Below are 20725 nucleotides of genomic sequence, written 5' to 3'. Positions count from 1 at the left end.
GGGACGCCTGTCCCCACTGATGAGTGGGCGCGGCCCGGGTTCACCCGGGCCGCGCTCTTATTTTATCGGCGCAGAATCAGGCTGGCGTAGGTGGAGCCCGCGTAGCCGCCCACCAGGCCGATCTCGGCGTCCTTCACCTGGGCTTTGCCTGCCTCGCCGCGCAGCTGCCGCACCGATTCGATGACGTGGTTCATCCCCTGCATGTAGGACTGCGAGAGCATGCCGCCGTGGGTGTTCACCGGCAGCTCGCCGCCGATCTCGATCCGCCCGCCCTCCACGAAGGGCCCGCCTTCGCCCTTCTTGCAGAAGCCGTGGTCTTCCAGGGTGGAGATGACGGTCCAGGTGAAGCAATCATAGGTCTGGAAGAAATCAACGTCCTTGGGCCCAACGCCCGCCATCTTGTAGGCGCGCGGCGCGGAGTCCACCGCCGCCGTCTGTGTGATAACGGGGTTCTGCGCCCAGAACTCTGTCCGGTGTCCCGGCGCGATGCCAAGCCCCATGACGTAGACGGGCTTCTTGCGCAGGCTCTTTGCCCGGTCTGCCGAGGCGATGATATAGGCGCCCGCGCCGTCGTTGATGAGGCAGCAATCGAGCAGGTGGAAGGGCTCCGAGACCCAGCGCGAGGAATGGTAATCGGCCAGGGTGAGCGGCGCGCGCATCACGGCGTTGCCGTTCAGGATGGCGTGCTTGCGGTGCGCCACCGCCACCATGCCCAGCTGGTCCTGCGTGGTGCCGTATTCGTGCATGTGCCGCCGCGCCAGCATCGCCAGGTGGGAGGGCTGGCCGAACCAGCCGTAGGGCGTCTCGAAGTCGTGCTTCATCGGGATGCGGTCGTGGATATCGCCGGGGATCTGGCTCATGGAGCCCCAGGCCAGCCCGTGCCAGACCACCACATAGTTGCACATGCCGCTGTTCACGGCCATGGCCGCCAGGCCCGCCGCCGCGTTCACGCCGGTGCCGCCGCCGAAGGGTGCCGTGGCCGCGAAGGTGACTTCCTTCGGGTCATAGTTCGTGATGAAGTGCATCGTGGGGACGGAGACGCCGCCGCTCGAGCACTGGACGAAGCCGTCCAGGTCCTTGGGCGTGATGCCCGCATCGGCGCAGGCCTTCTCCACCGCCTCAAAGACCAGCGATTGGATGGTGCGCGGGCTCTTCTTCACATACTCCGTCTCGCCGATGCCGACGATGGCCGCCTTATCGCGCAGTGCCGTGATAGTCATGAGCGCCTCCACAGGGACAGTGCCGCCACTATACCCAGATGCGCGCGCCGCTTCAACCGCTCTCGGCGCGCCCCTGGCCGCGCTGCGGGCTGCCGCCGGACGGCCTGACGCGCGCCTTCGATGCACCCACTACCATAGCGGGGATCGAAGCGGAGGCGTGCGTGATGATGCGGGCATTCGCGCGGGCGACGGAAACCGAGCGGCGCAACTACGCCGTCTTCGCCGTTGTGGCTGTGGCGCTCTTCATGTCCACTATGGCCAGCACCATCGTGGCCGTGGGCCTGCCGACTTTGGAAGAGGAGCTGGACACCACCGTCGGCTGGATCGGCTGGGTCATCAACGTCTATGCCCTGGTGCAGACCATCGTGATGCCCGTGGCCGGGAACCTGGGCGATGAGCTGGGCAATCGGAAACTCTTCCTCTGGGCGCTGGCGCTCTTTGCCGGGAGCTCCCTCGCCCTCGGCTTCGCGCTGAACGTCTACGTCCTCATCGTCCTCCGCGGGATCCAGGGCATCGGCGCGGGCGTCTTCCTGCCCGTGGCCATCGGCATCGCCAGCGATATCTTCGGCCAGAGGCGGCAGACGGCCATCGGGCTCTTCACCACGATCCTGACTATCGGGACCATCATCGGACCCAACATCGGCGGCGTCATCATCACGCACCTGAGCTGGCGGTGGCTCTTCTTCGTGAATGTGCCCATCGCCGTAGCCGTCTTCTTCATCGGCCTCCGCCTTCTGCCCCAGAGCGACCGAGCGAAGCGGCGTCTTGCTATTGATTGGCTGGGCGTGGCTCTCTTCGGCTTGGGGATAGCGCTGCTCCTCTACGCCGTCACCTTCTGGTCAAACCATCCGAACGCGATGAGCGATCCGCTGCCCATCGCCTTTGCCTCGCTCGGGCTGCTCTCGCTCATCGCGTTCGTGCGCCACGAGGCTCGTACCCCCTCGCCGATGGTGGAAGTCCAGCTGCTGAAGTCCTGGCCCCTCCTGATGGCGAACATCCAGCAATTCATCTTCGGCCTCTTCACCGTCGGCACCTTCTCCTTCATCCCCTATTACGCGCAGGTCGGCTATGGGATGAGCCCCTCCACCAGCGGCTTGATCCTTACGGTCAGGTCCATCGCGCTCGTGCTGCTCTCCATCGTCAGCAGTGTGGCGCTCATCCGCCTCGGCTACCGCCGCCCCATGGTGGTGGGGGTCACGATCATCGCCTGCGGACTCTTCCTCCTGGGCCTCGGCCTTCGCGACCTCGGCATCCCAAACGTCGCCTGGCTTTCCATCATCATGGTGATCACCGGCGTCGGCCTCGGCATCGGCGCGCCCGCTTCGAACAACGCCGCGCTCGATGTGATTCCAGGGAAGATCTCCAGCATCTCCGGGGTGCGAGGCGTCTTCCGCAACGTCGGCGGCATCGTCGGCGCCGCCATGGTCGTCATCGTCCTCAGCCACTTTTCGGACAAGGGCGAGGGGCTTGAGCGCATCTTTCTCGCGCTCTCGATCTTGGTCTTTCTCTCCATCGGGCTCGTCTTTTTCATCCCGGATACGGCCAGGCAGCGGTACGCGGAGCGCAAGAAGGAGCAGGCCTCGCGGGGCCTCTCATAGGCGCTCCGCCCCTGGACTTTCGCCGTCGCATCTCGTACGCTGGCCCGCGCACACTCTTCTCACGGAGTCCTCATGCCCGGCCCCCTAACCGGCCTCCTCATCCCGCGTCTCCTCTTCTCTCCCCCGGCGGGAGAGAAGAAAAGAGAGGGGGATGTCTGGCGACTTTTGCTCGCCGGCGGGGATTGCCTTTGGCGCTGTCGCCATGCAAGGGAAAGGTAGGAGCTAGCGATGCCCGGCCCACTCCAAGGCGTCCGTATCCTCGATCTCTCCTGGGGCGTTGCCGGCCCTCTGGCGACCATGACGCTCTCCGACCAGGGGGCGGAGGTTATCAAGATCGAGCCGCCCGGCGGCGACCCCTTCCGCAGCTACGGCGGCTACACCGTCTGGAACCGGGGCAAGAAGAGCGTCGTCCTTGACCTGAAGTCTCCTTCCGGGAAAGCTGCTTTCCTAAAGCTCGTCTCCGGCGCGGACGTCTTGATAGAGAGCTTCTCTCCCGGCGTGATGCGTCGCCTCGGCCTCGACTACGCCGCGCTTCGCAGAGCGCACCCGGCCCTCGTCTACTGCTCCGTCACCGGCTACCCGCGTACAAGTAAACACGCCGGCCGCCCTGGGATAGACGCCCTCGTTCAGGCCCGCTCCGGCCAGCAGTACGAGCAGGCGGGCTGGCGCGATGGCCCTATCTTCCTCTTCCATCCATTTCCCAGTTTCGCCGCCTCCTATCTCGCCGCCATCGGCATCGCCGCCGCCCTCTACGTGCGGGAGCTGACGGGAAAGGGCCAGTGGGTAGAAACGTCCCTCTATCAAGGTGTCCTTGCCTTTACCACACAGCTCTGGCAGTGGGCGGAGAAGATGGACAACTGGATGAGCATCCAGAAGGCGACCCAGCCCGCCATCTTCCAGTGCGCCGACGGTTCATGGGTGCATTCGATGCAGATGGCGGGCGGCCGAGGGCGCGATCGCAGCGTCCAGTGGCGCATCCTGGGCCTGGCGCCCCAGGAAGGGAACCTCTTCCAAGCGCCGCCGGGCTCTCCCCAGGACATGATGCTGCGCGATGCCTTCCGCAAGATCCCGCGCAAGGAGCTCCTTCAGCGCTTCTGGGCCGCCGAGATCCCCATCGGCCCCATCCAATACATCCAGGACGCCTTTAGCGATCCGCAGGTCATCCATAACAAGGCCGTCGCCGATGTGATTGACCCGGTGATCGGCCCCACGAAGCAGATCGGCGTCACCATCAATCTGCACGAGGCTCCCGCGCAGGTGCAGGGCCCCGCTCCCCTGGTAGGCCGGCACACGGCAAGTCTCGATAGCCTCGCGAAGCGTTGGCGCGATGCCGCGATGCCCCACTCCCAAGCGATGCAAGGAAGAGCCGCGCGCGGACCGAAGCGGCGCCACGCCCTGGAAGGCATCCGCGTCCTCGATTTCGGCAACTTCCTCGCAGGTCCCTTCGGCCCCATGGTCCTCGCAGATCTCGGCGCGGAGGTCATCAAGCTGGAGGCCATCGAAGGCGACCAGATGCGCCCCGCCACGATGCCCTTCAACGGCTGCCAGCGCGGCAAGCGCGATATCGCCGTGGACCTCAAGCGCCCCGAGGGGCTTGAGATCGCCCATCGCCTCATGCGCACCGTGGACGTCATCCACCACAACTTCCGCCCGGGCGTAGCCGAGCGGCTGAAGATTGATTACGCCACCGCGAAGGGATTGAACCCCAGCCTTATCTACTGCCACACGCCCGCCTACGGCATCACCGGCCCGCGCGCGCACTTCCCCGGCTTCGACCAGGTCTTCCAGGCGATGTGCGGCCTGGAGATCGAGGCGGGCGGCGAAGGCAACCCGCCCGTCTGGTACCGCTTCGGCATGTGCGATACCGGCAACGCCCTTCAGTCCGTCATCGGCGTGCTGATGGCCCTCTACTACCGGGAGCGGACGGGCAAGGGCCAGTTCGTAGACACGAATCTTTTAAACTGCGGACTCTATTACAACTCCGATGTCATCATCGGCCCCGATGGCCCAATGAAGCGGCACAAGCTCGATAAGGCCCAGACCGGCTTCGGACCGCTCTACCGCCTCTACCAGGCGGGCGACGGCTGGCTCGCCATCGCCTGCCTGAACGAAGGCCACTGGCGGGCCCTCTGCTCGGCCCTCAGCGACCTGCGCCTGGCGAACGATGCCCGCTTCGCCACGCCTGAGGCGCGCCGCGATCACGCCGCCCGGCTCGCCGCGCTCCTTGAAGGCTGGTTCGCGAAGAAGACAGCGAGCGAGGTCTTCTCAACGCTCGATCGCGCAGGCGTTCCCTGTGAGATCGCGAGCCGGGATGGCGGCAAGGACCTCTTGATGGACCCGGAGAACCTCGTCAACGGCCTGGCCGTCGAATACACCCACGCCGTCTATGGCAAGATGCGCGAGAATGGGCACATGATCAACTTTTCGGAGACGCCGGGCCGCATCGAGCGCGCGCCGCCCGTCATCGGCCAGCACACCCAGGAGATCATGGCCGCCCTCGGCTATTCTTCAGAGGAAATGACGGCGTTGAAAGCCGGAAACGTCATCACGTGGCCGGACTGACGTCCGGAATTCTTGGAGGCACTATGGATCCATCAAGCGCATCGCTGAAAGACAAGGTCGCCGTCATCACCGGCGGCGGGGCCGGCATCGGCAGGGGCATCGCCGTCACCTTCGCCAAGTTCGGCGCGCATGTCGTCATCGCCGATAGGGATGAGGCGGCGGGCGGCAAGGTTGCCGCCGAGGTCCGGGCCCTGGGGCGCAAGGCCCTGGCCGTCACGACGGACATCCGCAACTACGGCCAGGTGAAGGCGATGGTGGCGCAGACGGTGCGCGATCTGGGCGGCGTGGACATCCTGGTGAACAACGCCGGAGGCACGCGCAGGCAGTCGTTCTTGGAGCAGGGCGAAGAGGGCTGGCGCAAGCATATCGAGCTTAACTTCATGGGGCAGTTCTACTGCACGGAGCAGGCCGTCAAGGCGATGCTGGCGGGCAAGCGCGGGGGCTCCGTCATCTTCATCACTTCCATCGAAGGCCACCGCGCCGCGCCCCTGCGGGCCGTCTATAGCGCCTGCAAGGCGGGCCTCGCCAACTTCACGCGCTCCCTGGCCCTGGAGCTCGGCGAGCACGGCATCCGCGTCAACTGCGTCGCGCCGGATTTCGTGGAGACGCCTCACACGGCGGCCTCGCTCACCCCGGAGAATAGGCCTACGCTGATGCGTCGCTTCCCCATCAAGCGCGTCGGCCAGCCGGAGGACATCGCGGGAGCCTGCGTCTACCTCGCCTCAGACCTCGGTGCCTACACCACCGGCGTCACGCTGCACGTGGATGGCGGGACCATGGCCTCCAGCGGCTGGCTGAGCGATGGCAAGGGCGGCTGGAGCCTCCAGCCCTAGGGAGAGGATGAGGCGCGGCTACTTCTGCGCCCTCACGCCTTCGTACCACTTGTACCTGGGCACGCCCATGCCCGGCATCTCCAATTGCGCGCCCACCGTCTCCTTGAAATAGCGCGCCACATCGGCCCCCGTCCACCCGTTGGGCATAAAGCCGAAACGCTCCTCGCGCGGGTGGCGCAGCAGGGCCAGCGTATCGCCGCTCAGAAAGACGATCTGCCCCGTCACCCAGTTCGCGGCGTCGCTCGCCAGGTAGACGGCCAGCGGCGCCACCGTGTGGGCGGCGGGGACCGGCTCGTACCACGAGTGGTTGGTCACGCTGAAGTCCCAGAACCACTTCATATGCGTCGGCAGCTCCTGCCCCGGCTTGGGGCGGATCGCCGCCGGGAGGATGCAGTTCACCCGAACGCCGTGGTCGGCCAGCTCCAGGGCCCAGCTCATCGTGCCGCTGATGATCGCGCCCTTGGCGGCGGCGTAGGTGGAGAGCGCCGGATGGCCGTTCAGCGCGCGGGAGCTCATCGTGATGATGCTGCCGCTTTTCTGCTTCATCATCTGCTTGGCTGCGTGGTGCACGCAGGCGAACTGACCCTTCACATGGATGTTCATCGTCAGGTCCAGGTCCGCCTCTTTCATGTCCCAGATCGGCCCGCCCGTCGTCTTGTGGGCGCAGGTCACCAGGGCGTCTATCTTCCCGAACCGCTGGAGACAATCGTCAATGATGCGCCCCGCGCTCTCCCATCCGGCCACGGCCTGCGTGTTGGCATGGGCCGTGCCGCCTGCCTTGGTGATCGCCGCAACAACGGCGTTGGCGTTCTCGGCGACGATGTCGTTCACTAAGACCTTCGCCCCCTCCTTCGCCATCGCCTTCGCGAACTCCGAGCCCAGCAGTCCCCCTCCGCCTGTGATCACCACTGCCTTGCCGTCCAGCATGCCCATAGCGGCCTCCCGATAAGAGTGGCGCGAGTGTAGAACCGGGTCTAACGGCTGTCAACGAACCGTTTGCCCCGAATCGTCGTACCCCTTGCACGGCAGGAGTATCCTGTACGAAGCTCGAATGAGCCACGGACCTGTACCGATTATCAGAAAAGAGGACGACCTATGGCACAGATGGACCCGATAGCAGTGATCGACCAGGCGGCGGCCCACACGCGGAAATACATCGCAGGCGTGAAGCCGAACCAGAGGAACGATTCGACCCCTTGTGAGAAGTGGAATGTGAAGCAGCTCCTGGATCACATCACCGGTGTTCCCCTCTTCGGCCTGAAAGTCTTCGGTGGAACGCCCGGCAGCGGCGAACTGAAGAAGCCCGGCGCCGCCTTCGCGATGATTCTGGCGGACGATATCCTCATCCACGGTTGGGACCTGGCCAAGGCCACCAAACAGGATACAAAGCTCCCCGCCAACCTCGTGGAAGCCTGCTACGCCGCCATGTCCCCCGGCTTCGCGAATCTCTCAAAGGCGCCGGGTGAAGCCTTCAAGCCCATGGTGCAAGTGCCCGCCAACGCCGACCTCCAGACCAAGCTCCTTGCGGGCCTTGGCCGCAAGGCATAACCGTTCTCGCAGATAAAAAGAAGGGGCCGCCCTGCAGGGCGGCCCCTTCTTTTTATTATGAGCTGAAAGCCGCCCTTAGGCCACGTGCGGCGGATACTCGTCGCCGATGTGCCCCGCCGCCTCCAGGCGCTTGTACTCTTCGGGCGGGACCCCCAGCAGTTCGGCATAGGCGTACTTGTTGTGCTCGCCCAGCATCGGCGGGGGCGTGCGGATCTTGTTCGGCGTCTTCACCATCTTCCACACGATGCCCGGATACCGGTGCGTCCCCGTATCCGGGTGCGTCAGCGTCTCAAAGAAGCCCCGCGCGTTCAGGTGCGGGTCGGCATAGGCGTCGCGCTCGTCGTTCAGCACGCCTGCCGGCACGCCGAACGATTGCAGACGCGCCATCGCCCACTGGTTCTCATGTTGGCGCGTCCACTGGGTGATGCGCTGGTCCAGCTCCCGGCGGCGCTTGAAGCGCCCGGCTTGGGTGGAGAACTTGGCGTCACTCGCCCATTCCGGGTTGCCCATCGCCTTCACCAGGCCCTGCCACTCCTTGTCGTTGCTCACGGCGATGGCGACCCACCGGTCGTCGCCGCTGCACTGATAGGTGTTGTGCGGCGCGAAGGGGGCGAGGTCATTCCCCCCTGGCTTCGCGACGCGCCTGTTCATCTGGTAATCGAGCAGCAGATCACTGAAGTAGGAGACCACCGTCTCCACTTGCGCCAGTTCGATGAGCTGGCCTTTGCCCGTGCGGCGCAGCTCGTGCAGCGCCGCCATGGCCGCGAAACAGGCCGTCACCCCGGCGGCGGCATCGCCGAAGTAGATGTCCTCAACCGTCGTTGGGTCTGAATCGGCGTAGCCTCGGATGTAGGTATGGCCTGCCGTGCCCTCCAGGTGCGACCCCAGCGACCGGTAGTTCGCGTAGGGCCCGGTGAGCCCATAGCCCGGCATCCGCACCATGATGAGGTCCGGCTTCACCTTGCGGAGGACGGGATAGCTGATGCCCAGCTTGTTCAGCGTCTCCGGCACGTTGTTCTCGATCACGATGTCCGAGACGGCGACGATGCGCTTCAGGATCGCCAGCCCCTCCGGCGATTTCATGTCCAAGGTCATACTGAGCTTGTTGCGGGCGTGGACTTGGAAGAACGGCCAGCGGTTCCACGGGCGTCTGCCGGGTTTGAAATCCGGGTAGGCGTTCACCCACACGTGCGCCGCGTCCAGGTAGGCTTGGGACGGCCGCGCCAGCCTGCCGCGCGTGTTGGGCTGGAAGTTCTGCAGCGGCTCTAGGCGGATGACCTCCGCCCCCCAATCGGAGAGCAGCGTGCAGGCGCTGGTCCCCGCCAGCACAAGGGACAGATCGGCGACGCGGATGCCTTCGAGGGGGAGGTGATGGCTGGCGTTCGATGGCACGGCAACTCCCGGACGGCGCTTTCTTCAGATTCGGGCAGGATAGTTGTCCCACACGGGACTGTCAACGATTCCTTCTGTTGAGCGGTACGGAAAAAGGGAAGGACGGGCGTCGCCCGTCCCTCCCTTTTTTTACGCTCCGATTTGCGATATCGGCCGAGGCGCTATGATTGCACCAGCACCTGTCCCGTCATGCCTAGGTGCGCCGAGCAGTGATAGGTGTAGATGCCTGCGTTTGCGAAGGTGAACGAGTAACTCTGTCCCTTCTGTAGGGAGGATGAGTTCAGCGCAGGCGTGCCGTTGTGGGATGGGTGCGGATCGCTGTTCACAAAGTGCACCGCCCCGTCGTTGTTGGTCCAGGTAACCTTTGTGCCGGGGTTGACGATGAGCAACTGCGGCGTGAAGGCGATGTTCTGCATCGCGACCGCCACTTCGCGCTTGCCGCGCATATCGTTGAACGCGCTCTTCTTGGAAGCGTCTACGATGAAGGAGACGCTTCCGGTGTGGCAGGAGCGATCGGGCCAGCAGGCCTTGTAGCTGACGGTGTACGTGCCGTCTCCTGCATTGCCTGTGATGGGGATGGACATGGAAAGCTGGTTCGGAGAGATCGTTTTGGTTCCCGTGAGGACGGATTGGCCGTCCCGCGTGACCGTGATCGTGGAATCAGTGTGGAGATTGAAATCGAAGTTCAGGATCACGGCGCTCGGGGCCATGGGCAGCACATCGCCCTGATTCGGCACGGAGTCGAGGAAGTGCGGGGCCGTCACCTTCGCAGGGACCTTCGCCATCATGGCGTCGCCCTCCTTCTTCATCGTATCGCCTTCCTTCACCATGACGTCGCCGACGGTGAAGCCGAAGCTGCCGTCGTGACAGGAGCGGTCCGGTCAGCATGCCTTGTAGATGACGTGATAGACGCCGTTCTTCCGCTCGCCTGTGATGGGGATCGTGATGACCTTCTCGTCTGCGGATATCGTCTGCGCCCCCAGGGCCACGGGATTGTGGTCCACCGTCAGCTTGACACTGGAGTCCCTGTGCAGATTGAAGTTGAAATTGAGCATGATCTTATCCGGCGCGGTCTTGAGCGCCTCGCCGTGTTTCGGCACGGAGCTGACGAAGTGCGGGGCGATGATGCTGTCCGGGAGCTTCACCATCATGGCGTCGCCCTCCTTCTTCATCGTGTCGCCTTCCTTGACCATCGCCTCTCCGTCCTTCTTCTCCATCACCGCGCCATCGTCATCATCGCTGCAGGCGGCAAAGATGAAGAGCGTGAGCACGGAGAGGGAGAGGAGCAGAAGCAGTTTCGATCTTGCAGAGCGCATACGGGCATCCTCCGGTGGAATTTCACGCCCAGCGTAACGATGGAAGATTGCTCAACCCTTGCGAAGATTACGAAAGGCTTACAGCGTTGCGATCGGGAAGTTGTAAGGGATATGTAATCTTCTTCACTGGGCCGCAACCTTTGGCCGCTACGCTTGTTCCATCGTGGACGAAGGAAGGGCGGGCATGCACCTGGCAGGAACACGCCTTTGGGCGGCGCGCATCGGCGTCATCGCGGCCATTGCCGTCGCCATCGTCGCCATCGAGTTGACGATCGCGCCCGAGCGCGGCGGCGCCTCCTCCGGCGGCGCGGGCGCTCCGGCGCTCACCGCCGAGCCGGGCCGCTCCGCCGCCTCTCTCAAGGGGCCGGCGGCCCCCGAGATTCGCAGCATCGCTGCATGGATCAACACGCCGCCGCTGACCCTGGAGGGCCTGCGCGGCAAGGTCGTCCTCGTCGATTTTTGGGCCTACTCCTGTGTGAACTGTATCCGCACCGTCCCCTACCTCCAGGACTGGAACGCCAAGTACGCCTCTCGCGGACTCGTAATCATCGGCCTCCATGCGCCCGAGTTCGATTTCGAACGCTCGGAGGCGAACGTGCGCGCCGCCGTCGTCAAGCAGGGAATCACCTGGCCTGTAGGATTGGATAACGATTTCGCAACCTGGAACGCCTACCGGAACCGCTACTGGCCGCGCAAGTACCTCATTGATCGGGATGGGGCTATCCGCTATGACCGTATCGGCGAAGGGGCCTATATCGAGACGGAGACCCAGATACGCAAGCTGCTTGCCGAAATAGGGGCCGGTGTGGACGATCTTTCTCTCGGCGGCGTGGCTGCCCGGCAGAACAGCGGCGAACGCATCACGCGAGAGCTGTATGCGGGCTATGGCTGGGCCAACGGCAGTTACCTTGGGAACCCGGTGAGCGGCGGGAACGATAGACCCGCCCAATACGCCGCCTCGGGTGAGCGGGCCGATGGCAAGCTCTACCTCCACGGCGCATGGCAGGTGGGGAACGAAAGCGTGCGCCATGCGGCGGCGACGGCTGGATTCGAGGACGCTGTGGGCATACGCTTCACCGCCGCCAGCGTCAACGCCGTCATCCGGCCCGGCGCGCCCGGCCGGTTTGATGTCCTGGCCGCGATAGACGGCGCGCCTATCCCGGAGGCTTTGCGCGGCGGCGACATAAAGGTAGACGGCGAAGGGCGCACCTATTTCACCGTGGATGAGCCTCGTCTCTATAACGTCGTCCGCGGCGATGCCGTTGTGACAAGGAACCTTGACCTGCGCGTGAACTCCGCCGATTTCGTCCTCTACACCTTCACCTTCGGCTCATAGGAGCGGCTATGACGGACAGCGTCAGCATCTTTGCGGCGTTCGGCGCGGGCATCGTCTCCTTCCTTCCCCCGTGCACGCTGGCCCTCGTCCCTGCCTATGTCCTCTATCTGGCCAGCTTCACCCTGGCCGATCGCTCAACTGCCACGCCCTGGCAGGTTCGCAGAGCTTCGATCTTCAATACCCTTGCCTTTGTGGTCGGCTTCACCGCTGTCTTTGTCCTTCTGGGCAGCTCCCTCGGTGCCCTCTCCTCGTCCTTGCAAGACAACTCCATCTGGCTCAATCGCGTCGGCGGCGTCCTCGTCATCGCCTTCGGCCTGGTGACCTTGGGCCTCTTCAAGTTCCAGCTCCTGGAGCGCGGCTTCACCATCAAGACGGACTGGGCCAAGCGCCTTCGCTATTTCGGCTCCTTCCTCGTCGGCGCCGCCTTCGCCGTGGGCTGGGTCCCGTGCGTCGGCCCCATCCTCGGCGCGATCCTGGTGCTGGCGGGCACCAAGGGCTCCGCTGAATCAGGCGCGCTCCTCCTCTTCGCCTATTCCCTGGGCCTGATGCTTCCCTTCATCGGCGCGGGGCTCTTCGCCGGATGGACCAGCAGCCTGATGAAGCGCCACGGCAAGGTCTTGCTGGCGACGAACTACATGGGCGGCGCGGCCCTCGTCGTCCTTGGGATCATCGTCTACACCAACCTCATCTCCACCCTGGCCGATTACGTCCCCGTCACCCTCTAGAAAGGCTCCTGTGTATACTGACACCCAGACTATCGTGAAAGAGGCGGAAGGGGCCCAGATGCCTGGCCGAGAGACGCCGAAGCGCATCCTTGTGGTGGACGATGAAGCCGTCGTCACTGAGGTTCTGGAGCGCTACTTGCGCAAGGACGGCTTTGACGTGGCGGTGGCGGCTGACGGCGCGGAGGCCCTGCGCATCGCCGAGAAGTGGGCGCCCGATCTCATCGTCCTCGATCTCATGCTCCCCATCGTGGACGGCCTGGAAGTCTGCCGCCGCATCCGCCAGACCGGCAGGACGCCCATCATCATGGTCACCGCCAAAGGCTAGGAGACAGACCGCATCGTCGGCCTGGAGATGGGCGCCGACGATTATGTGGTGAAACCCTTCAGCCCCCGGGAAATCGTGGCGCGCGTCAAGTCCGTCCTCCGGCGCACCGCCGCCGGACCGGCCGCGCCCCACGCGGGCGGCCTCCGGCACGGGCGGCTGGTGGTGAACCCCGCCACGCGCCTGGTGACCTTTGGCGAAAGGGAGATCGCCCTTACGGCCAAGGAGTTCGACCTCCTCTATTTCCTCGCTTCCAATCCCGGCCGGGTCTTCACCCGCGAGCAGCTGATGGACAAGGTCTGGGACTACTCCTACGCCGGCGATATGAGCACCGTCACCGTCCACGTCCGCCGCCTTCGCGAAAAGGTGGAGCCGGACCCCATGCGGCCCCAGTTCATCAAGACCGTCTGGGGCGTCGGCTATAAGTTCGAGGCGTGACCGATGCATACCCTCTGGCGGAGACTCCTCTTCGGCCTTGTCGCCCTCGCTGTGCTGGAGGGCATCGTCATCGCCATCGTCGTCGCTGCCCTCCACCCGCCTGCCGAAGACCTCGTTGCCATGGCCCTCTTCCTCCTCGCAAGCGGCGGCCTCACCATCGGCCTCGGCATCGCCGCCCAGCGCTTCGGCCTGCCCGCCTGGGTCCGCACCCTGCGCGGCAAGATGCTCGTCATCGCCCTCGCTTCGACGGGCCTTGCCCTCGCCAACATCGCCTTCATCGCCTCCCTCATGTTCCTCTCTACCCACGACCTTGCGCTCTTGGCCGCCCTCCTCGGCTTCTCCCTCGGCATGGCCGTCTTCGTCGCCATCGCCTTCTCGGAGACCACCTCCCGCTCGCTTCGGGAGGTGGTGGATGCGGCTAGGCGCTTGAGCGAAGGCAGGCTGGACACCCGCGTCCGCGTCACTGGCGGCGATGAGGTCGGCGAGCTGGCGGCGGCCTTCAACGGCATGGCCCAGCGCCTCGAAGACGGCTTCGCCCGCCAGCGCGAGCTGGAGCAGGCCCGGCGCGAGGTCGTCACCGCCGTCTCCCACGATCTTCGCACCCCCATCGCCTCCATCCGCGCCATGATCGAAAGCATCAACGACGGCGTCGTCACCGACCCGGACACGGTGAGGCGCTACCTCAAGACCTCCCAAAAGGAGATCGAGCATCTCACCCGGCTGGTGAACGACCTCTTTGAGCTGTCCCAGATGGATGCCGGGCTCTTCCGGCTGCACCTTGAAGAGGCATCCGTGGGCAACGTCATCGCAGAGACCGTGGAGGGCATGCGCCCCCAGGCCCAAGCGGTCCGGCTGAAGCTCCAGGCGATGGTGGATGGCGGCGTCCCGCCCGTGGTCATGGATCAGCGGCGCATCCAGCGCGTCCTGGCTAATCTGGTGCAGAACGCCATCCGCCACACGCCGCCCGATGGCTCCATCTCCATCCGCGCCTTTGACATCGGCGATGCCGTCCAGGTGCAGGTGACGGACACCGGCGAAGGCATCCCGGAGGGCGAGCTCGGCCGCCTCTTCCAGCGCTCCTACCGCCAGGAGCCCTCACGGACGCGCAAGGCTGGCGGCGCGGGGCTGGGCCTCAGTATCGCCAAAGGCTTTGTGGAGGCCCACGGCGGGCGCATCTGGGCGGAGAGCGCTCCCGGCATGGGCGCCACCTTCTCCTTCACCCTGCCCAAGTCCCCGCGGCAGGCCGCCTCCGGCTAGCGCCGTCATGGCGCTATGGGAAGCCCGGTCGTGCCTCCGCCTCTCCTTGCCTGCGAGCCATGCTCCCCGCTCCTTGTTCCCCTCCCCTCCGCATGCTATAGTTGCCCTATCCGGAGGGATCGCATAGCCCGGTCTAGTGCGGCCGCCTGCTAAGCGGTTATAGGGGTCTAAAGCCCCTATCACGGGTTCAAATCCCGTTCCCTCCGCCAGTCTGCTACTCTCGCCAAAACCCGGTGGATATACCGCAGGGGGCGTTTTGTACCCAAAATTCGGGCATAGTTTGTGAAGTAAATCACATGACAACTTACCACGTCTGGACAGTGGGCTGTCAGATGAACGTCGCCGATTCCGAGCGGATGTCGGCGGCCCTTGATCGCCTCGGCTGCACGCCCACCGACCAGCTGGAGGCCGCCGATGTCATCGTCCTCAACAGCTGCGTCGTCCGCCAAGGGGCGGAGGACAAGGTCGCCGGACGCCTCGGCGCCCTCGCCCAAGTTAAGCGGCAGCGGCCCGAGGCCGTCATCGCCCTCATGGGCTGCATGGTCGGCCCGGGCACCCGCGACCTCAAGCGACGCTTCCCCCACGTGGACTGCTTCATGCGCCCCCAAGAGTTCGGCCCTTTGGTCCGGCTCGTGGAGGCCCGCTCCGGCGCCTGCCTGGATAGCTCCGAGCTTCTTGTCCCAAGCCATCCCTCCGTCGCCACCTATATCCCCATCACCCACGGCTGCGATAAGTTCTGCACCTTCTGCATCATCCCCTACCGCCGCGGGCGGGAGGTCAGCCGCCCCATTGCGGAGGTGGTCAAGGAAGTGGAGATGCTCGCCAAGCGCGGCGTGAAGGAAGTGACCCTCCTCGGCCAGAACGTGGACTCCTATGGCGATGACCTCCCCGAGCCGCGCGACCTCGCCGACCTGCTGGAGGCCGTCAACGCCGTCCCCGCCGTCAAGCGCATCCGCTTCCTCACCTCCCACCCCAACGATATGTCGCAGAAGATCATTGACGCCGTCGCCCGCCTGGAAAAGGTCTGCGAGTTCGTGAACCTCCCCGTCCAGGCCGGCGATGACACCGTCCTCGCCAACATGCGCCGCGGCTACACCCGCGAGCAGTATTTCGACCTCGTCGGCCGCATCCGCGCCGCCATGCCCAAGGTCGGCCTGACTACGGATATCATCGTCGGCTTCCCCGGCGAAACGGTCCCGCAGTTCGAGCAGACCGTGGACCTGGTGCGGCGCGTCCGCTTCGATAAGGTGCATATCGCCCAGTACTCGCCCCGCCCCGGCACCATCTCCTACCGCAAGCTGCCGGACGATGTCTCCCCGGAAGAGAAGAGCCGGCGCTTCCACGTCCTGGACGCTCTTCAAGCCGAGATTTCGCATCAGATCAATAGAGAGATGGTTGGCACAACGGAGGAGGTCCTTATCGAAGGGCGGAAGGACGGCCGGTGGCATGGCCGGACGCGCGCCAACCGCCTCGTCTACCTGGCGGGCGAAGGTGCTCGCACCCCCGGCGAGCTGGTGGACGCGGAAATCACCAAAGCGACGACCTGGTCCGTTGAGGGAACCGTGAAGCCCGACTCGATCCGTAAGCACCCGGCTCAGCCGGGCAGGCTCCAGATCCCAGTGGTGGCTGGCTAAAAGGCGGTGGCGATATGACGCTCCAACTCCAGATCCCCAAGAAGTTCGAGGTAGGCAAAGGCTGCGACGCCGATCGCTCCCTCGGCGACCTGCTCCTGCGCACGGAGATGTCCACCAAGGCCAACACCTCGCGCCTGCCCAAGGAGTACGTGGGCCTGAGCGAGGACGTCCTCGTCCGCCGCATCGGCGAGGCGAAGGCCAAGCTCGGCACGAAGCTCGTCATCCTGGGCCATCACTACCAGCGCGACGAGATCATCCGCTGGGCCGATTTCCGGGGCGACTCCTTCAAGCTCGCCCGGCACGCCGCCTCCCACCCGGAGGCCGACTCCATCGTCTTCTGCGGCGTCCACTTCATGGCGGAGACCGCCGATATCCTGGCCGCCCCCCACCAGCGCGTCATCCTGCCCAACCTCTCCGCCGGCTGCTCCATGGCCGATATGGCCCCCACGGAAGACGTCCTCCAGTGCTGGGACGAGCTCCAAGCGATGGAGGGCGTGACCGGCAAAGTCATCCCCGTCACCTACATGAACTCCACTGCCGCCCTCAAGGCCTTCTGCGGCGCCAACGGCGGCATCGTCTGCACCTCCAGCAACGCCGCCGCCGTTGCGAAGTGGGCCTTTCAGCGCGGCCAAAAGGTCCTCTTCTTCCCGGATCAGCACCTCGGCCGCAACACCGGCCTCAAGATGGGCTACATCCTGGACGATATGCTCGTCTGGGACCCCTTCCAGCCCCTCGGCGGCAACAGCCGGGAGGCCTACCGCAAGGCGGCCTTTATCCTGTGGAAGGGCCACTGCTCCGTCCACAAGCGCTTCACCGTGGACCAGGTCAAGGAGGCCCGCAAGCGCGTCCCCAACGTCAAGATCCTCGTCCATCCCGAATGCGAGCACGAGGTGGTGGACATCGCCGATGCCGTCGGCTCCACCGAATACATCATCAAGACCGTCACCGACTCACCCCCCGGCAGCGCCTGGGCCGTCGGCACGGAGATCAACCTCGTCAAACGCCTGGCTCAGGAACAGCCGGACAAGCTCATCTTCTGCCTGGACCCCGTCATCTGCCCCTGCTCCACCATGTACCGCATCCACCCCGCCTACCTGGCCTGGGTGCTGGAGGCCCTGGTGCGCGGCGAGGTGGTCAACGAGATCAAGGTGGACGACGAGGTTGCGCGCTGGGCCAAGGTCGCCCTCGAACGGATGCTGGCCACCACGTGACCTCCCTCGCGCGCGATACGGCCGTTAAGGCTGCTGCCTGCGTCTCCTCTCCCTCGGCGGGAGAGGAGCTCGAGCGCAGCCCGAGAGGAGAGGGGGAGTATCCCTGCGGTTCCCTTAGGAGCCGCTCCACATTTCGGCAGGCCCTCCCGTGACCTCGTACCCGGCCGTCCCCTTCTTCGATTACGTCATCGTCGGCTCCGGCATCGCCGGCCTCTACACCGGGCTCCTCGCCCGTGAATCGGGCAGGGTCCTCCTCCTCACCAAGGGCAGCATCGCCGAATGCAACACCCAATTCGCCCAAGGCGGCATCGCCGCCCCCATCGGCCAGGGCGATAGCCCTGAGCTCCACATCCGCGATACCCTCGCCGCCGGCGCTGGCCTCAGCGACCCGGAGACCGTCCGCCTCTTGGCGGAAGAGGCCTCCGACCGTATCGCCGACCTCATCCGCTACGGCGTCACCTTCGATACCATCCACGGCGAGATCGCCCTCGCCAAGGAGGGCGCCCACAGCCTCCCCCGCGTCCTCCACGCCGGCGGCGACTCCACCGGCGCGCAGATCGAAATGTCGCTCAGCGCCCAGGCCCGCCATGACGACATTCTCATCCACGAGCACAGCCTCCTCGCGGAGATCGAAGTCGCCGATGGCTGCGTCCAAAGCGTCACCGTCTTCAACGCCCACAAGGGCAGGCTGGAGCGCTTCGCCTGCCGCTTCCTCGTCATGGCCACCGGCGGCGCAGGGCGGCTCTTCAAGTTCACCACCAACCCGCCCGTCGCCCTCGGCGATGGCGTCGCCCTGGCCTACCAGGCCGGGGCGGAAATCATGGACATGGAGTTCTTCCAGTTCCATCCCACCGCCCTTCGCATCCCGGGAGTCGAGGCCTTCCTCATCTCCGAAGCCGTCCGCGGCGAAGGTGGCATCCTCCGCAATCAGCAGGGCGAGCGCTTCATGCAGCGCTACTCCCCCCACGGCGAGCTTGCCCCGCGCGATGTCGTCGCCCGCGCCATCGTCGCCGAGATGAAAAAGACCAACGCCGACCACGTCTACCTGGATATCCGCCACCTGCCCAAGCGCGGCATCCCCGCCCGCTTCCCCCAGATCTACAAGTTCTGCCGCTCCCACGGCCTGGACATCACGGAACAGCTCATCCCCGTGGCCCCCGCCGCCCACTACATGATGGGCGGCATCAAGACCAACGGCTGCGGCGAGACCAACATCAAGGGCCTCTTCGCCGTCGGCGAGGTCGCTTGCACCGGCGTCCACGGCGCCAACCGACTCGCCAGCAACTCCCTGCTGGAGACCGTCATCTTCGGCAAGCGTGCCGTCGAGCGCACCCAGCAGCTCAAGGGCGATTGCCCCGCCGCCAGGTCCAGCCGCGTGGAAGAGACGCGGCGATTGCCCGAGCGCGCCGTCGCCCGGGATGCCGCCGCTCCCACGCTGGAATATCTCCAGCAGCTCATGTGGGACGATGTCGGCATCGAGCGCGACGCCCCAGGCCTCACCCGCGCCGCCGAGCGGCTCGCCGCTTGGGAGGCCGCCCTTCCGGAGGCCAAAGACCGCCCCAGCTACGAGCTCAAGCACGCCGTCCTCACCTCGCGTATCATGGCGGAGGCCGCCCTGGCCCGCACCGAAAGCCGCGGCGCCCACTATCGCTCCGATTATCCTCAACCCTCAGACGCCTGGCTCAAACACATCGTCTATGTCCGCTAAGCTTCGTCAGACTGAACATTTCTGGTACGGGCGGCCCGTCCTCGGGCTGGCGAAGCCAGGGCTCAGCCCCGCCCGCAATAAAAAGGCGCAGGCCTTTCTTGTCGCCTCGCCCGGTGCTCGTCTGCGAGCCACGATGGGAGAGGGATTTGAGTGCCTTCCGTCGGCCTCCGAGCCGCGAGGAGGGTGATTCCCTAATGTCCTATAGCAGACTCCCCCCCATCGCCCCACTCGTCCGCCTCGCCCTCGCCGAGGACGCCGCCCATCGGGACGCCACCAGCCGCGCCCTCATCCCGCCCTCTGCCCGCGCCGGAGGCGAATTCCTCATCAAGCAGGAGGGCGTCATCGTCGGCCTGCCCATCGCCCAGGAAGTCTTCCGCCAGGTTGACCCCAAGGTCCGCTTCACCGCCCTCATTCGCGATGGCTCCTCAGTCCAGCGGGGCGATGTCGTCGCAAAGGTCGAAGGCCCTCTCGCCTCCATCCTCTCCGCCGAGCGCGTCGCCCTCAACTTCATGCAGCGCCTCAGCGGCACCGCCACCCTCACCGCCCGCTTCGTGGAGGCGGTGAAGGGCACCCGCTGTGCCATCCTGGACACCCGCAAGACCACCCCCGGCCTCCGCCGGTTGGAAAAGTACGCCGTCCGCATGGGCGGCGGGACCAACCACCGCATGGACCTCTCCGATGGCATCCTGGTCAAGGACAACCACATCGCCGCCCTCCGCGGCCGGGGCTGGAGCCTGCGACGCATCGTGGAAGAGGCCAACCGCAAAGCCGGAGGCCTGCCCGTCGTCATCGAAGTCACCACCATCGCCATGGCCCGCGAAGCCCTTGATGCCGGAGCCAAGCGACTCCTCCTGGACAACATGTCCCTCGCCCGGATGCGCAGGTGCGTCGCCCTCGCCAAAGGCAAAGCCAAGACCGAAGCCTCCGGCGGCATGACCCTCGCCCGCGTCCGCTCCGTCGCCCGCACCGGCGTGGACTACATCTCCGTCGGCGCCCTCACCCACTCCGCCCCCGCGCTCGACATCAGCCTGGAAGTAAATTCCGGGTAGAGGTCTGGCTAGAGGCCTAAAACGTCCCCCTTAGAATCATTCACAACAATCGTCGTTAACTAGAGTTTTGCTAGGGTTGTTACAAGGTTATACACGAACCATCCGTTGCCGGTAACGAAGATTTGTGGCAGAGCGCGTTCTGCATCCCTCTGCACTCCTACGCCGTCTGAATAAGGCTCGAACGCTACGATCTTGTCATAGGGGATTTTTAACCCTTTTTCTCTAGAAGAAAAATATAAGCCGGAAGTCGTCAAGCCTAACATTCCCGTCCCTACGTGTGCCAACTTTGTACTTTCAAAGGGATGGCCTTTGAATTGACCTACCCTATAGGTAACACCCCTCATCACACGGATACTGACGCCGTGGTGCCCGCCTTCGAAGGAGCGAAAAACTTTTTCTTGATGGTATGGTACGTCTTTGAACAGCCAGAGTAGTTTTTCGTTGCCTTGCATATTGAACGGAACAGTTCCAGTTGGCTGATATTGACCTGCCCCCCAAAAACTAGACCAGGCGCAAAGTGGGAAAATGCCTGGACGGAAAGGGAGGCAGCGATGCCAAGGAAACGGTTTGCGGCAG

17 protein-coding genes, 1 tRNA gene and 1 pseudogene are annotated in these 20725 nt (G+C 65.0%); 13 read left to right on the top strand and 6 right to left on the bottom strand.

Features of this window, described 5'->3' with window-relative positions; all coding sequences use genetic code 11:
* Positions 1 to 62: 62 nt before the first annotated feature.
* A complete protein-coding gene (locus FJ039_00095; GenBank protein ID MBM4404576.1) occupies positions 63 to 1220 on the bottom strand; it encodes a thiolase family protein in 1158 nt (385 codons plus the stop codon).
* A gap of 38 nt (positions 1221 to 1258) precedes the next feature.
* Between FJ039_00095 and FJ039_00090 the strand changes: the two genes are divergently transcribed.
* The 3 genes from FJ039_00090 to FJ039_00080 all read left to right on the top strand — a co-directional run bounded on the left by FJ039_00090 (position 1259) and on the right by FJ039_00080 (position 6213).
* Positions 1259 to 2818, top strand: a complete 1560-nt coding sequence (locus FJ039_00090; GenBank protein MBM4404575.1) for an MFS transporter — start codon at positions 1259 to 1261, stop codon at positions 2816 to 2818.
* Positions 2819 to 3046: 228 nt separating this feature from the next.
* Positions 3047 to 5380 carry a CoA transferase gene (locus FJ039_00085; GenBank protein ID MBM4404574.1) on the top strand — a complete coding sequence of 778 codons (2334 nt, stop codon included), beginning with the start codon at positions 3047 to 3049 and terminating at the stop codon, positions 5378 to 5380.
* A 23-nt stretch (positions 5381 to 5403) separates the two neighbouring features.
* Positions 5404 to 6213 (top strand): SDR family oxidoreductase, encoded by an 810-nt coding sequence (locus tag FJ039_00080; GenBank protein ID MBM4404573.1) that lies wholly within the window; start codon positions 5404 to 5406, stop codon positions 6211 to 6213.
* Between the two features lie 18 nt (positions 6214 to 6231).
* Here the strand turns inward: FJ039_00080 and FJ039_00075 are convergent, their stop codons facing one another.
* Positions 6232 to 7146: an SDR family oxidoreductase gene (locus FJ039_00075; GenBank protein MBM4404572.1), complete on the bottom strand. Its 915-nt coding sequence runs from the start codon at positions 7144 to 7146 to the stop codon at positions 6232 to 6234.
* Positions 7147 to 7308: 162 nt separating this feature from the next.
* Between FJ039_00075 and FJ039_00070 the strand changes: the two genes are divergently transcribed.
* Positions 7309 to 7761, top strand: a complete 453-nt coding sequence (locus FJ039_00070; GenBank protein MBM4404571.1) for a hypothetical protein — start codon at positions 7309 to 7311, stop codon at positions 7759 to 7761.
* A 75-nt stretch (positions 7762 to 7836) separates the two neighbouring features.
* Here FJ039_00070 and FJ039_00065 read toward each other — a convergent pair whose 3' ends face one another.
* The 3 genes from FJ039_00065 to FJ039_00055 all read right to left on the bottom strand — a co-directional run bounded on the left by FJ039_00065 (position 7837) and on the right by FJ039_00055 (position 10469).
* A complete protein-coding gene (locus FJ039_00065; GenBank protein MBM4404570.1) occupies positions 7837 to 9153 on the bottom strand; it encodes a CoA transferase in 1317 nt (438 codons plus the stop codon).
* A 161-nt stretch (positions 9154 to 9314) separates the two neighbouring features.
* Positions 9315 to 9983: a hypothetical protein gene (locus tag FJ039_00060; protein ID MBM4404569.1), complete on the bottom strand. Its 669-nt coding sequence runs from the start codon at positions 9981 to 9983 to the stop codon at positions 9315 to 9317.
* A 51-nt stretch (positions 9984 to 10034) separates the two neighbouring features.
* Entirely contained in the window at positions 10035 to 10469 is a 435-nt protein-coding gene (locus FJ039_00055) for a copper resistance protein CopC (protein ID MBM4404568.1), read from the bottom strand.
* Positions 10470 to 10653: 184 nt separating this feature from the next.
* Between FJ039_00055 and FJ039_00050 the strand changes: the two genes are divergently transcribed.
* The 9 genes and pseudogenes from FJ039_00050 (at position 10654) to nadC (ending at position 20149) form a co-directional block, all read left to right on the top strand.
* Positions 10654 to 11805: a redoxin domain-containing protein gene (locus FJ039_00050; GenBank protein MBM4404567.1), complete on the top strand. Its 1152-nt coding sequence runs from the start codon at positions 10654 to 10656 to the stop codon at positions 11803 to 11805.
* 8 nt (positions 11806 to 11813) lie between these two features.
* Positions 11814 to 12530: a cytochrome c biogenesis protein CcdA gene (locus tag FJ039_00045; GenBank protein ID MBM4404566.1), complete on the top strand. Its 717-nt coding sequence runs from the start codon at positions 11814 to 11816 to the stop codon at positions 12528 to 12530.
* A 58-nt stretch (positions 12531 to 12588) separates the two neighbouring features.
* Positions 12589 to 13290, top strand: a pseudogene (locus tag FJ039_00040) (response regulator transcription factor).
* Between the two features lie 3 nt (positions 13291 to 13293).
* Positions 13294 to 14547 carry a HAMP domain-containing protein gene (locus FJ039_00035; protein MBM4404565.1) on the top strand — a complete coding sequence of 418 codons (1254 nt, stop codon included), beginning with the start codon at positions 13294 to 13296 and terminating at the stop codon, positions 14545 to 14547.
* A gap of 112 nt (positions 14548 to 14659) precedes the next feature.
* A tRNA-Ser gene (locus FJ039_00030) sits at positions 14660 to 14756 on the top strand.
* An 87-nt stretch (positions 14757 to 14843) separates the two neighbouring features.
* A complete protein-coding gene (gene miaB, locus FJ039_00025; protein ID MBM4404564.1) occupies positions 14844 to 16181 on the top strand; it encodes a tRNA (N6-isopentenyl adenosine(37)-C2)-methylthiotransferase MiaB in 1338 nt (445 codons plus the stop codon).
* Positions 16182 to 16195: 14 nt separating this feature from the next.
* Positions 16196 to 17392 (top strand): quinolinate synthase NadA, encoded by a 1197-nt coding sequence (gene nadA, locus FJ039_00020; GenBank protein ID MBM4404563.1) that lies wholly within the window; start codon positions 16196 to 16198, stop codon positions 17390 to 17392.
* Between the two features lie 148 nt (positions 17393 to 17540).
* Entirely contained in the window at positions 17541 to 19100 is a 1560-nt protein-coding gene (gene nadB, locus FJ039_00015) for an L-aspartate oxidase (protein MBM4404562.1), read from the top strand.
* A 194-nt stretch (positions 19101 to 19294) separates the two neighbouring features.
* The gene (gene nadC / locus FJ039_00010; protein MBM4404561.1) at positions 19295 to 20149 is read left to right on the top strand and encodes a carboxylating nicotinate-nucleotide diphosphorylase; all 855 of its coding nucleotides are present in this window, start codon (positions 19295 to 19297) and stop codon (positions 20147 to 20149) included.
* A gap of 59 nt (positions 20150 to 20208) precedes the next feature.
* Here the strand turns inward: nadC and FJ039_00005 are convergent, their stop codons facing one another.
* Positions 20209 to 20601: a hypothetical protein gene (locus tag FJ039_00005; GenBank protein ID MBM4404560.1), complete on the bottom strand. Its 393-nt coding sequence runs from the start codon at positions 20599 to 20601 to the stop codon at positions 20209 to 20211.
* Positions 20602 to 20725 lie beyond the last annotated feature (124 nt).

It is taken from the genome of Chloroflexota bacterium (assembly GCA_016875535.1).
Taxonomy (GTDB): Bacteria; Chloroflexota; Dehalococcoidia; order SHYB01; family SHYB01; genus VGPF01.
The sequence above is the reverse complement of the archived record's forward strand: the minus strand, read 5'-3'. Positions and strand labels throughout refer to the sequence as shown.